The organism is Pseudobacteriovorax antillogorgiicola (genome assembly GCF_900177345.1).
Classification (GTDB): domain Bacteria; phylum Bdellovibrionota_B; class Oligoflexia; order Oligoflexales; family Oligoflexaceae; genus Pseudobacteriovorax; species Pseudobacteriovorax antillogorgiicola.
In genome coordinates this window covers 1-13354 of the sequence record NZ_FWZT01000048.1, presented here as the reverse complement: position 1 = coordinate 13354, position 13354 = coordinate 1, and the positions used below count along the sequence as shown (strand labels likewise).

11 protein-coding genes and 1 tRNA gene are annotated in these 13354 nt (G+C 46.9%); 4 read left to right on the top strand and 8 right to left on the bottom strand.

Going from position 1 to position 13354, the window contains the following annotated elements; all coding sequences use genetic code 11:
- Positions 1-397: 397 nt before the first annotated feature.
- Positions 398-637, bottom strand: a complete 240-nt coding sequence (locus tag B9N89_RS30650) for a helix-turn-helix domain-containing protein (protein WP_132326342.1) — start codon at positions 635-637, stop codon at positions 398-400.
- 280 nt (positions 638-917) lie between these two features.
- Between B9N89_RS30650 and B9N89_RS30645 the strand changes: the two genes are divergently transcribed.
- Both B9N89_RS30645 and B9N89_RS30640 read left to right on the top strand, forming a co-directional pair.
- Positions 918-1628, top strand: coding sequence for a hypothetical protein (locus B9N89_RS30645; protein ID WP_132326344.1), 711 nt, complete (start codon positions 918-920; stop codon positions 1626-1628).
- 4 nt (positions 1629-1632) lie between these two features.
- Positions 1633-2361: a DUF6036 family nucleotidyltransferase gene (locus B9N89_RS30640; RefSeq protein ID WP_132326346.1), complete on the top strand. Its 729-nt coding sequence runs from the start codon at positions 1633-1635 to the stop codon at positions 2359-2361.
- A 16-nt stretch (positions 2362-2377) separates the two neighbouring features.
- Here B9N89_RS30640 and B9N89_RS30635 read toward each other — a convergent pair.
- From B9N89_RS30635 to B9N89_RS30610, 6 genes are all read right to left on the bottom strand, one after another.
- Positions 2378-2452: transfer RNA gene (locus B9N89_RS30635), tRNA-Arg, on the bottom strand.
- A gap of 77 nt (positions 2453-2529) precedes the next feature.
- Entirely contained in the window at positions 2530-3831 is a 1302-nt protein-coding gene (locus B9N89_RS30630; protein ID WP_132326348.1) for a pyruvate dehydrogenase complex dihydrolipoamide acetyltransferase, read from the bottom strand.
- Between the two features lie 19 nt (positions 3832-3850).
- Positions 3851-4828, bottom strand: a complete 978-nt coding sequence (locus B9N89_RS30625; RefSeq protein WP_132326350.1) for a pyruvate dehydrogenase complex E1 component subunit beta — start codon at positions 4826-4828, stop codon at positions 3851-3853.
- Positions 4829-4852: 24 nt separating this feature from the next.
- Positions 4853-5830: a pyruvate dehydrogenase (acetyl-transferring) E1 component subunit alpha gene (pdhA, locus tag B9N89_RS30620; protein ID WP_132326352.1), complete on the bottom strand. Its 978-nt coding sequence runs from the start codon at positions 5828-5830 to the stop codon at positions 4853-4855.
- 178 nt (positions 5831-6008) lie between these two features.
- Positions 6009-7241: a beta-ketoacyl-ACP synthase II gene (fabF, locus tag B9N89_RS30615; RefSeq protein ID WP_132326354.1), complete on the bottom strand. Its 1233-nt coding sequence runs from the start codon at positions 7239-7241 to the stop codon at positions 6009-6011.
- Positions 7242-7363: 122 nt separating this feature from the next.
- A complete protein-coding gene (locus tag B9N89_RS30610; protein ID WP_159455760.1) occupies positions 7364-8560 on the bottom strand; it encodes an LptF/LptG family permease in 1197 nt (398 codons plus the stop codon).
- Positions 8561-8699: 139 nt separating this feature from the next.
- Here B9N89_RS30610 and B9N89_RS30605 point away from each other — a divergent pair, with 139 nt between their 5' ends.
- Complete coding sequence (locus tag B9N89_RS30605; RefSeq protein WP_132326358.1) at positions 8700-9896, top strand: penicillin-binding transpeptidase domain-containing protein; 1197 nt, start codon at positions 8700-8702, stop codon at positions 9894-9896.
- 94 nt (positions 9897-9990) lie between these two features.
- Positions 9991-10944, top strand: a complete 954-nt coding sequence (locus B9N89_RS30600) for an isopenicillin N synthase family dioxygenase (RefSeq protein ID WP_132326360.1) — start codon at positions 9991-9993, stop codon at positions 10942-10944.
- Positions 10945-11021: 77 nt separating this feature from the next.
- Here the strand turns inward: B9N89_RS30600 and B9N89_RS30595 are convergent, their stop codons facing one another.
- Positions 11022-13052 (bottom strand): nuclease-related domain-containing DEAD/DEAH box helicase, encoded by a 2031-nt coding sequence (locus B9N89_RS30595; protein ID WP_132326362.1) that lies wholly within the window; start codon positions 13050-13052, stop codon positions 11022-11024.
- Between the last annotated feature and the right edge of the window lie 302 nt (positions 13053-13354).

Here is a 13354-nt window from a genome sequence, read left to right as displayed (position 1 = left end):
AAGAAGGAGTTTTTGGAAAGAGACTGCCCATGAGTGATATCAGGGCCTATCTTAATTTTTGTCTTGATTTGTGACACCCTTGCTCGGACAGGACAGATAAAACTCTTCTCTATCAATTATTTAATCTCATCAAACTTACCAACAAAATGTTTGATAATCGAGTCGATGACATTATCCGAAATTTCTAATTTTCGACAAAGTGCTCGATGGCGATAGAACTGAGCTATCCCTCAGGAATGAGGCTATCAAAGACTGAAAAGAGAGTCTTGCTTTTGAACACGTTATCTGAAGTGGAATCGTTAAACTTACGGGTTTACAATTCGGCCGCTCAAGGTAGCTTCGACTATATCAACTAATTGTCCAGCGAGAACATCATCGACATATACATCTCCAACTCTCATGGTAGAGGCCCTCTTTCCTTCACAGTTATAACCCCTCCAAGGAATTCAACAACGGTTCGTACTTTATCCAACCGCAAGCTTTGCTTGCCTTGCTCCAGCTCTCGAAAAAACCTCACACCAACTCCGATTCGCCTGGCAAGTACCTCCTGGGTATATCCAAGCTCCTTTCGTTTTTCTCTAACGAAAACTGCTATAGGTCCCGCTGTTTCATATATCTCAGACAGAGTTCTTCTCATTTTGATACCTTTTCGGGTTTCAGTATCGAGACACTCCCAAACTTTAGCACCTTAAGGTACTAAAATAGTAGTTCTATCAATTGTAGCACCTCATTAGGTATCAAAATTAGAAAAATTCGTTTTTAGCACCTTTACGGGAGCTAAAATTATTAAGCTAACGAATACCATAGGAAACCATATATAATGTATAATTACAGATACTTATAAGATTTGGTCTTTACTAGTTACAGAAACTATCCGATACTTAGTTTAGTTGGCATAACCAACTATAGGTGACGGTATGAACTACAGAAAATTTATTGAAAAATTAGATAATTGTACTCAGAACGAAGCACATAAATATCTGGATAGATCACTATATCAAGTTGGTGTTTTTCTACCGTCCTATAGTTCAAAAACGCACCTCGATCTGGAGCTATCTCTTCTAACTGCTTTTTACCTGGTTGGGCTAAAAGAGATGTCCGCCACTCGTTTCTTAGGGCCACTGACACTCTTTCTGCAAAAGAACGTCAGCCTTATCAACCGATCGAAACTTCAAAAAATGTGGGATCATTTAGGCCGGGAAAGAGCCCCATTGATGAGACTGGCCATGCACCTACTGGGTACCACAGTATCTGGGAACTTTTCTCCATTCTATCTTGACCAGAGAATGAAAGCTCTGGTGGATAAAAAGCTAGCTAAAGAAGGCACTTTTATGGAAGTGCCTTTAAGCTTAGGGTTGATGATCCCAGCAGGCAGCGTACGGCTCCGAGAAAGCGATTTGGTCCCTGAACTCGTTCTATTCAAGAGAAACAAGCAGCTTAGAGAACGGCTATTTATGGGTGGAACGTTCAGAGCTGATGTGAGCTTTCAGCTAAAGAGAAACCCGGCCACGACACCTTCAGATTTGGAAAAGAGATTTGCAATGACTCATGAGCCAGCCTTTCGGCTGCTAACCGACCTTAAAAGAGCGCGTAGCTTGACATCTTCTAACTCCTTTGCCATGAGCTAAGCAAATGACGGACCCTATAGATACCACTATTCTCGATTCGTTTGACTTTTACTTGAACAAACATGACAAGTCCTTCACGGCATCTATAGTAGGTGGAGGAGCGATCTACCTAATCGCTAGGGCAAAAGTAACGGGGGACATCGATACAATTACGAAAATCCCAGAAGACATCAAGCGTTTATCTAAAGCATTTGCACTTGAGCAGGATATTCCTCAAAGATGGCTAAATGACAATGTTTCTAACTTGGCTCAAGACTTCCTAAGGTCAGGTAGAAATCCGTTTCACAGCCTTGTATACGAAGGCAGTGCTGTTAAGCTCTACGTTCCCTATAAACCAGACCTTCTCCTATCAAAAATATTCCCAATGATCGATCGCCCCGATGGTCAGGATCTAGATGACATTTCTCTACTCGTAAAGGAAGGCTTTATCTCAAAGCAAGAGTTTGACGAAGCCATAACCCTTTTTCAGCGCCAAATCTCTCTAATGAATCCTGATGAAAAAGATGAAGCGGAGATCGTAGTTCAAATAGTTGAAAACGAACGAGACAAGCTATTCCCTATTCCAACAAAAATCCCAAAACTTCCGATCACTCCAAGCAAAGAAAAATCACAGACTGACAAAAAGATCTGCCAGGTGGTAGGGTGTAACAACCCAGTGCACTTCAGGCCACGCACCGACCCCAAAAGAAGGAAGAAAGGCTACTGCACACAGTGTTTCAACCAACGATCTTGAGGTGAACTAAAAGAAATGGCGGCCCCACCAGGAATCGAACCTAGAACTAACGCTTAGGAAGCGCTTGTTATATCCGTTTAACTATGGAGCCAAGGGGAGCTAAATGAATAGCAAAAGCCTTGAGAGAAGTCAAAGCAAAGGGGCCACTGCTGTGACCCCTTGGTCATACTAGGAAAGCATCATCAAAGGATTCTCTAGATAAGCCGCTAGAGTTTGCAGGAACTGCGCTCCTACCGCACCGTCGATGACACGGTGATCACAAGACATGGTGAATTTCATGCGTTGCTGAACTTCAATCTCGCCGCTGTCTCCCACCCACGGTGTAGGAATGGTAGCGCCTACGGCTAAAATCGCAGCCTGTGGAGGATTGATAATAGCTGTAAACTCTTCGATTCCCATCATACCTAGATTGGAAATAGAGAAGGTTCCGCCTTGGTATTCCTCTGGCTTTAGGCCTCCAGATTTCGCCCGGCCGACAAGATCCTTGGTTTGCCGCGCGATGTCCCGAGCACCCAGGATATGAGCACCTCTCACAACTGGTGTGATCAGGCCATCTGGAATAGCTACAGCGACCGAAATATCAGCTGAACCGAACTGACGAATGAAGTCGCCTTGCCACGAAGCATTCACTTCCGGATGCTTCATCAGGGCCTTACCACATGCCTGGACGATGAGGTCATTGACACTGACTTTAGGTGGCGGGTTGTCACCACGATAGCTTTCTACTTCGGCGTTAAGAGACTTGCGCCACTCTAGAAGCTTCGCCATGTTTACGGATCGAGTCAGATAGAAGTGAGGAGCGTCGTTTTTGCCAGCCAGAAGGCGCTTGGCAATCGTCTTCCTCATCATCGAATTTGGCTTGTCTTGGTCGCCAAACTGAGGCAATGGAATCGGCTTTGGTACATCCACGGTGTCACCAGGCTTCGGCTTGCCACCGCCGCTCTGCATTGCTTGTTCGACATCTTTCTGAATGATGCGACCACCAGGGCCTGAGCCATCGATCTGGTCAAGGCTGATATTGTTGTCTTCGGCCATCTTTTTCGCTAGTGGGGACGCTTTTACGCGAGAACCGTCGCCTGAACTTTGGCTCTTGGGAGCGCTAGCCTCTTGCTTCGCAGAGCCTTCATCCCCCGAAGAAGCCTTTTCATCAGACTTTTCAGATTCATCTGCTTTAGACTCGCTTTTGCTACCGCCAGATTTGGCTAGAAGCTTATCGAGATCGAAATCTTCGCCCTTTTCACCAATCACGCAAATCGGGGCATTTAGTTCACAGGCCTCACCACCTTTGACAAGGATCTTCAGAAGTGTTCCTTCTTCAGGTGAGTTGTACTCCATCGTCGCCTTATCGGTTTCGATTTCAACAAAGGCTTCGCCTTCTTCGATGAAGTCGCCTTCTTCTTTAAGCCAAGACGCTATCGCACCCTCTTCCATGGTGTCGCTTAGCTTTGGCATTTCAATTATTTCAGCCATGAGACCGTCCTCAGTTTGCTTATAGGTACATTACGTCTTTGATCGCTTGGGTGATGCGATCTTCCGATGGCATCGTTCGCTCTTCTTGGGCTTCGTTGTAAGGCATTGGCACAAACTCGTTTGTGACCCGCGTTACCGGAGCGTCTAGATAATCGAAGCAAGCGCTTTGAATTCGATCGGAGATTTGCGAGCCTAGAGACGAGAACCCCCATGCTTCCTCTACGATCACAACTCGGTTGGTTTTCTTAACGGATTCAAAGATTAAATCCTCATCCAGTGGCTGGAGCGTTCTAGGGTCGAGGACTTCGACGCTCACACCATCTTTTTCTAGGGCTTCAGCGATTTTCATGCACTTATGCACCACCTTATTCCAGGCGATGAGAGTCACATCTGAACCCTCTTTCTTGATATCCCCTTTGCCAAGAGGGATGAGGTACTCTTCGTCAGGGACTTCGCCCTTCAAGCCGTACATCATCTCACTTTCAAGGAAGATCACAGGGTTGTCATCGCGGATCGCAGATTTTAATAGCCCGAGTCCATCGTAGGGAGTCGAGCAGGTGACAACAATCAGACCTGGAATGTTGGTGATCATCGGCTCTACTGCTTGGCTATGCTGTGCTCCAAGCATGTGAGCAGCACCATTCGGTCCACGAAACACGATGGGCACCTTAAATTGGCCGCCAGACATGTATCGCATTTTTGCAGCATGGTTGATGATCTGGTCGAAGGCCTGGATACCAAAGTTCCAAGTCATCATTTCGATGATAGGTCGCAAGCCAACCATCGCAGCACCGATCCCCAAGCCAGCAAAGCCACCCTCGGAAATTGGTGAATCCCATACACGCTTCTCACCGAACTTTTCTAGGAGACCTTTGGAAACCTTGTAGGCTCCATCGTATTGCGCGACCTCTTCACCCATCAAAAAAATGGTCTCGTCGCGTTCCATCTCTTCTTTCATGGCTCGGCCTAAGGCCTCGCGGAATGTTAATTGCGCCATGTATATCTCTCTTTCGAATAAGTATTAAACCAGAACGTGATCCCAAAGTTCTTCAATCGGTGGATTCGGCGATTCATCAGCAAATGCCTCAGCGGCTTTCACCTGATCTTTAGCCTCCGTATCCCACTCTTTGAGCTGCTCCTCGGTGCTGAGATCGTTCTCAACCAAGTACTTGCCAAGTTGTTTGATGGGGTCTTTATTCTTCTGGTAATCTTCGACTTCTTTTTTCGTTCGGTAGGTGCCGGGATCGGAAACCGAATGACCGCGATAGCGATAGGTAAGGGCTTCCAAAAGGTGAGGCTTTTTATCTTTCCTCATTTTCTCGACAATTTTCGAAACATGCTCTTGCACCGTGATCACGTTCATACCATCACAGTCGGAGTGATCCATGTCGAATGACAAGGCTCGCTTCCAAAGGTGATCAATGCTTGTGGTTCGGCGGATATCCGTTCCCATACCATACTTGTTGTTTTCAATGATGAAAAGTACGGGTAGATCCCAGGTCGCCGCCATGTTCAACGCTTCGAAAAACTGGCCTTGATTCGTTGCCGCATCGCCGAGGTAGCAAACACAGACATCATCTTCTTCACGATAACGAATCGCGAAGCCAACACCGGCAGCCAGTGGCACTTGACCACCAACGATCCCATGCCCACCTAAGAAGCGAAGCGACTCACTAAACATGTGCATCGATCCGCCTTTGCCGCGGCAAATGCCGTCAACTTTGCCGAATAGCTCGGCCATGACTTGCTTTGGCTCGATCCCCTTGCCGATAGCCTGGGTGTGCGACCGATAGCCACTGATCATGTAGTCAGAATCCCGGAGGCTATTCTGAACACCGACCGCTAAGCCTTCTTGTCCTATGTGCAAATGGCAAAACCCAGAGAATTTTCTCTTTGTATAAGCCAAGCCAACACGCTCTTCGAATCTTCTAAAAAGACACATCTGTTTGTACATTGCGAAGAGCTGTTCTTTATCTAAGTTTGTTTTCTTTTTCGCCATAAACACTTCCTAAAACCAGATCAAGCCTATAGACTTCAGACGGCTATCACGCTAGCACGATTGCCGCAAGACTTGTTAGTAAATTTACAAGTTTTTAGGGTCTTTTGACGTTTCGGTGACACTTCGATCAACGATTGGTTTCGTGATCTCCGTGCCTAAGTCGAAATATCATGCAACCCTAATCGATTGCTCGGAATGCCACAGTTGCGTTCGTCCCGCCAAACCCAAATGAATTAGACAGTGCAACAGACACCCGTTTTTCGACAGCTTCGTTGGGGGTGTAATCAAGTGGACACAGCTCATCTTGCTCATGCAAGTTGGCAGTGGGTGGTACAGTGTTGTGGTGAATCGCCAGGATCGAGAAAATCGCCTCGATCCCACCAGCACCACCGATACAATGGCCCGTGACTCCCTTTGTGGACGAAATGGAAAGCTTCTTAGCGTGATCGCCAAATACAGCCATGATGGCCTCGCTCTCGTATTGATCGTTCATCTTGGTCGAAGTCCCGTGAGCATTAATGTAATCAACGTCCTCTGGCTTTAAGCCCCCTGTTTCCAAGGCCATTTTCATGCAGCGCTGCCCACCTTCCCCTTGAGGTGCGGGAGCCGTGATGTGGTGACCATCCCCTGACAAGCCATAACCTACCACTTCTGCGTAAATTTTTGCGCCTCTCTTTTGAGCGCTTTCCATGTCCTCTAAAACCAGAATGCCAGCCCCCTCGCCCATGATAAAACCATCACGATTCTTGTCGAAGGGTCGAGATGCCACAGAGGGCTCTTCGTTGTGAGTGCTTAAAGCTTTCAGGGCATTGAATGAAGCGATGCCTAGCTTTGAGATTGTCGACTCGGAGCCACCACATACCATCGCATCCGCATGACCGTCTTTAATCAAACGAAAGCCCTCGCCAATACCGTGAGTTCCACTAGCACAGGCTGTGGTGGGGCAGATATTAGGCCCTTTGAGATTCTTCAAGATGGAGACGTAGCCGGCAGCCATATTGGGAATTGTATAGGGAATGAAGAATGGTGAAATCCGCTTCTCGCCCTTTTCGTCGAGGACACGGGTACTCTCTTCGATGCACGCTAGGGCTCCCATGCCCACGCCGATGGAGCAACCAATTCGCTCTGAGTTTACTGAGGTATCCAAACCACTTTCCGCAATCGCTTCGTGGGCAGCGACGGCTGCAAATTGGATGAATCGAGTGAGTCGAGCTTGATCCTTTTTACCAATGACAAAACTAGGATCGAAGTCTTTAACCTCAGCCGCTATTTGTACTTTCAAATCACTAGGATCGAAAAGGCTAATCTTAGTTACCCCAGACTCTCCTTGAAGCGCTCGCTTCCAGGAATCCTGAACGTTATTGCCCACAGGAGAAACCATACCTAAGCCAGTAACAACGACACGTCTCATACTTTTTTCACCTTACATTGCCATCGATTGTGTCCTGATTTAACCCTTTTCCCACTTACCAAATCAGCGGGGTGTTAGCACCCCATTTTTTGTGTAGATTTTGTAAAAGCTTGTGTAGGCCCTTAATCCGAAGGGCTAGGGTTATTTCGCTGCCAGATCTTGCGTAGACCAGGGATATAACGAGGGTCTAAGGCAGACTCTGATGGAGGGAGTTTATTTTTTTGATAGACCAGGAAACTACCAAATGCCAAAAGCAGCAAGTTGGGCACCCAAGCTCCTAGAATAGCCGAGATTTGACCTTTTTCCGCCATATACTTAAAGCTCATGAGCACCACATAGCCGAATATAATGGTAAGAATGGCACCAATGTAGCCAAAGCCTCGCCCGCGACGTTCATCTTGAATTCCAAGCACCATGGCAAACAAGGCGAAGGTGATGCAAGCAAAGGGCAATCCAAATCGCTGGTGGAGGAGAAACCGGGCCTTTAGATAGGTTTTTTCTTGATCAGGCCGCCTATTGTTTTCCAGTTTCGAAACATAGTTCCAAAGTTGGCCAGGGGAATAACTTCGATAGTCATCTGTTGCTGAATCCGGACCAAAAATCTGTTCCTGAAAGATACGGATCAAGTCCAGTTCTGCTCGCTTGAATTTTACCACTGATATCTGCTCGGAATCGGGAGCAGTCGAGTAAATCACACCATAGTCGAAGGCCATCGTGAGATCGCCCGACTCTACTGATCCAGACACAGACCCACTGGGTGCAAGCAAGGTGAAACTTTGATCCTTGTTCTTACTTCCTGGAGCTAGCATCACATTCTCAAAGTGAGTTCGATCAGGAGATATGGTTTCCGCGTAGAGGACGTAACCTAGAAAGTCATCAAGAAACACTCCAGGCTTGAGCTGGACCTTGATCATGTTGTCTAATTCAGTTTGGGTCTTGCGATGATAAAACTGTACCGTTTCACGGCGCCCCCAGGGCTCGAAGTACAAGGAGCATATGGTAGCTGTGCCGTAAAGAATCCCACCAATGAGCAGGACCGGCACTGCAGCTCGCTTCAAAGAATAGCCTGACGCTAGCATAGCTGTGTATTCTCCATCGGCGGAAAAGCGGCTAAATGCCAAAAGAACCGCAAACATATAGGCGATGGGTATAGTGAACGAAAGAAACGGAACCATAATGAATAGAAACGGCAAAAGAATATTTTCTAGGGTTAGCCCAAAAGTGACTAAAACTTCAGAAAGTCGGATAAGTTGTGATACGACTATGATGGCACTAAGAACACACAAAGACGTGACAAATTGAGGTAGTAGTTCCTTCAAGAAATAGAAAAAAAGTGTAATGGCTTAGCTCCCTTTCGGCAGGCCTAGAAGGCTTTGATATCAACAACTATAGGATATTAAATTAGCCTTGCATCCGGTATAATAATCAAGTCACCTTGAATCACTTGGCATCATCAAAATGAAGCATATTCTCCGATTAACATCCGTCAGCTCAATCATTTTATTAGCATCTCTTACCTGTTTCAGTCACGGGAATCGCGCCTGGGCAAACGCCACCCTGCCCAAAATTCCTCAGGTTTTGCCTGAGTGGGAGGACATCGCTACTCCTAGCTTGCATAGCATGCCAGTCAATATAGTTCCACGGATTCAAAACAGATTGAAACACTTTTTAAAAGCTCGCGATAACCCTGTCGCAGGGCTTATTTTGGCTGATGTACGCACTGGTAAAGTCCTTGCCATGGTGCAGGGTGCACAGCCCAAAGCGTGGGGTGCCCAAACTAACACGAATCTACATACCGGCTTTCCCGCTGCCTCACTCTTCAAAACCATCGTCGCTGCATCCACCCTGGAATCGACCAACATCGACAGCCTACAAGGCTCAACCTTGGATGGTGGCTGCGCGACTGTGAGCCCGCGAGGTTATTGGTTGCGGAATAATGTCCGCGGCAGAAAGTTTAAGATCAACCTCCGCCGAGCGTACGGCAGTTCATGTAACGGTTTTTTCGCGCGCTTGGCTGTCAATGAAATTGGTCTTGGGCCAATCCTCAATATGGCGAAACGCTTCGGCTGGGATGGGAAGCCCGTCACCACTGACTTCTCACTTAGGCCTAGTCCTATTCGCACCCCAAATCCAGCAACGTCCAGCGCCCACCGTGTCGGGAGCTTTGCAGCTGGCTTTGGCAATGTGGGGATATCGGTAGCTCATGCTACTTGGCAGATGCTCGCCATCGCCAATCTGGGCGTTAGCAAGCCTTTGAGGCTTTTTTCAGCAAGCGGCAAGGAGCAAGCTTTGGCTTCAGAGCGGGTTCTTAGCGAAGAGGCCTCTCGTGAACTCCTAGCGATCATGGATGCCACGGTCCTCGGTGGCACCGCGACTTCAGTTTTTAGAAAAGGGCGTTACCGTCGTTTGCGTCAAGATATTGGCGGTAAAACAGGGACTCTCACAGGGGCTCATCCAAAGGGAGTCACCACTTGGTTTGCTGGTGCCTATCCCATTGAGAACCCTGAGGTCGTGGTTGCATCTGTCGTTGTTCTAGAAGATCTCTGGCACATTAAAGCCTCGAACCTTGCAGCGGAAGCGATCTTGGCCCATTATGATTACCGGAAGTCACTCAAACTATCGGAATCAAATAAGAAAATCCCCGCTAAAAATTAGAACTGTGGTATCTGTAATTGTTGTTTGATCTTTACTGTCTTAATTTGGTAACCACAGCACAACGACATAACCCACGCTTGCTTAGAGGTATCGTATGAGCACCCCTAATACCATTCCAGTCATCGATTTAAATGACTACCTTTCGGACGATAAGAACAAAAAACAAAAGTTTGTGGATAATGTAGGAGCCGCCCTAAAGGATGTTGGTTTCTTTGCATTGACAAACCATGGACTGCCACAGGATTTAGTTTCAGAAGCCTACTCGATTTCCGAAAAGTTCTTCAAACTCGATGAAGCGACTAAAAGAAAATACGAGAACCTAGAAATCCAAGGTCAGCGAGGCTACACCTCGTTTGGTCGTGAGCATGCTAAAGACCACGATGCTCCTGACCTTAAAGAGTTCTGGCACGTGGGGCAGGACCTTTCAGACGGGCATAAGCTTGCTGATGTTTATCCACAAAATATCTGGCCTAAAGAGCTGCCTTCATTCGAAACGACTATGAAGGATATCTATCAACAGCTAGAACGATGTTCACTGCAGATATTGGAGGCATGCTCGCTCTATATCGGTGAAGATAAATCACTTTTCCGCGATATGGCAGTCGACGGCAACACCATCCTTCGCCTGATTCATTATCCACCCATTCCAGAAGACGCCAACCCTGCAAGCGTTCGGGCAGCCGCTCATGAAGATATTAACTTAATCACCTTATTGATCGACGCAACAACGTCGGGCCTTGAAATCATGGATCGCAACGGCAACTGGTTGCCAGTAGTGACCCCAAGAGGATGTATCATTGTTGATTCAGGAGATATGCTTCAGAACGCTAGTAACGGCTTCTACAAGGCAACAACTCACAGGGTTGTGAACCCAAATGACTCTCGTTCGCGACGGTTTTCCATGCCTTTCTTCGTCCATGCACGCAGCGAGGTGCCTTTGAATCCTATCGCAAGTTGTGTTGCTAAGACTGGTGGTGAGAAGAAGTATCCCGACATCACAGCCGGTGAGTACCTTCACCAGCGCCTTAAAGAAATTGGCTTAAGCTAAACTTTAAGTCATCCTGAGGCTAGATCTAAGGGATGACACCCCCAAACCAAGTGATGGTTAAGGGCTTTGGCCAGCCCTTAACCTACTTTTTCCTCAGTATCTGCCTGAAGCTCCTCATCAGCGATCACAAGATCTTCCGCTACCGTGGTAAAACCCTCTTGTCGTGGGGTAAACCTCAGCTTCATACCGACCTTGATATCACCAATATCAGCCTTGCGGACATCATGGGGAAAGAACATGATACTGGCTTTTTCGAAAGCTGGATCTTTGACTTTGAGCCAACCCAATCGATCGGGATTATAGTGGGTCACCTCGCCAACAAACTCGTTGGAGATCGTGTTGCTATCCACTACCATAGCACCAGTTTTTTCGATGCTTTGTAACGCACTTTCTATGACTTCCTGCTTCGAATCCCCCTTTTTCACCATGATATAGAGCATATGTTTGGCCCGGGTGCAGGCCACATACAGCAAGCTAGACATGATTGGATTCGTTAAAGGCAAGTTATACTCGCTAATATTAGCAATGATACCAACATGGGTTTCCAAGCCTTTAAAGCTAGAGATCGTAGAGATAGGCACCTTACCTGCGTAGTCCTTAGCCGTAGGCATAGTGCGCTGCTTAAGCTCTCCCAGATTCATGAATTCATAGGCACCTAGCTTATTGATGCCATTGAGAACAGAGCCTTCATGAAACGGTCGCCTAGCCGAAAGAATCGTGGTCTCATGACTCATCAGACCCTCTTTTTGGTAGAGGCGATCCAGTAACTCTTGAAGCTTGTCTTGCGCATCCTGCTCATCTTCATAAACAATTAGCTCTGGGACATAACCTAGGCGTCCTGAGTGGCTTCTTAAAATTTCTTTTCCAGTGCGAAAGGACCTTGAAAATCCACAGATCTCCCGTGTGGTGCGATAGTTATGAACCAGAGGAAAATAGGGTGTGCCAATCGGTAAAACGTCTTCAGGGACGAAACTACTATCAGATGAGCCCGAGCCGAACACCCCTTGGCTTCGATCGAAAAATATATAGAAATGCGACTCATCATCTTTGAGGGCTGTTTCAATAGATTCCCACCAGAACGGCTGCACATCCTGAGCCTCGTCACAGAGCAGGACTTCGTAGCGTTTTTCAGAGCTAGCAATGGCTTCTTTCAGGCGTTCTGGGCCAACATATTGAATCCAATCTTCACGGCTACCATCAAAGCCATTGGGTCTACGCAGGAGTTCAATTCCATAGGATGATGCGAGCTCTGCATATGTCATCACATTAACTTTATCGCCTACTTCGGTTTTCATGAAACTATTGAGAAGCGGGTTGCTCGATAGCAATAGCACTTCCTTGCCTTGATTGCGGAAGTGTTTTGCCAGCATGATAGCAAGCATGGTTTTACCGGTGCCAGCTTCCCCTTCCACCGCCAGTCTTTTAGAGCTAGCAACTGGAGTGATAAGGGTTTCATGAATAACCTCAACATCCTTGACCCTCATCTCATGATTGTCCAAATAGTCACGTATGAAGAGCTTAGTTTCGTAAGTGGAGCCCTTAAGTAGGGTATCTAGGTCTTGGCCTATATCTTGGAACTTTAGATACTTCTCTGGGTGAACGGCTTTCGCAATTTCCTTCAAGTAGGCTTCCAGGTTCTGAAGCCTGTGTCGACCCAGGATAAGTTTGGGCTCTACCTCGGCTGAGGCTTGAATTTGAGTTTCATCAGCTGTAGGAAAGCAAACTAGATGAGTCGCTGGGCACTTTAAATTGCTTCGTTTCAAATAGCGTAAGAAACGGCTCTTCCAAACCAATGCCTGCTGAAAGGGGTTCCTGATCGCAAAAGATTTTCCATAGCGATTGATTGAATAGAACTTACCAGCATCAGCATCATATTTGATCTGGCCACCCTTCACTTCGATGGCAAAGATCCCCCAACGAGGGTGATACAAAACAAAGTCGATCTCATTATCTTGAAGACCCTTGCCTGGCTCTAATGCCGATAAAGTACACGAGTAGTAAGCTCGCCAATCTTTAGAGAGAGACTTAGTGATATTATAGACTTGCTCCTCGGCTCGGCTAGCGAAAATCACCCGGCGGCGATTGGAATCTGGATAAACTGTGGCCATGAGATCTTCCTTAGGAAACTGGGGGTTCAACAATCGTTCGGCAGTAACTCAGTACAGACAATGGGCATAGATAGCCGATCGATAGAGTTACAAGGAGTAGGCCAGCTGTAAGTTATTGATTTTTGGTGGGATGATCTGCTTAAAGAGTAAGCAGGTGTGTCTTGATAGGAAAATTGGAACGCAAAAAACCCTCTGACGAATTCTCATCAGAGGGTTTTTATATTTTTAGGCTGCGTCGAGCTACTCTCCCACTCTTATTAGAGCAGTACCATTGCCGCTGAGGAGCTTAGCTTCCGAGTTCG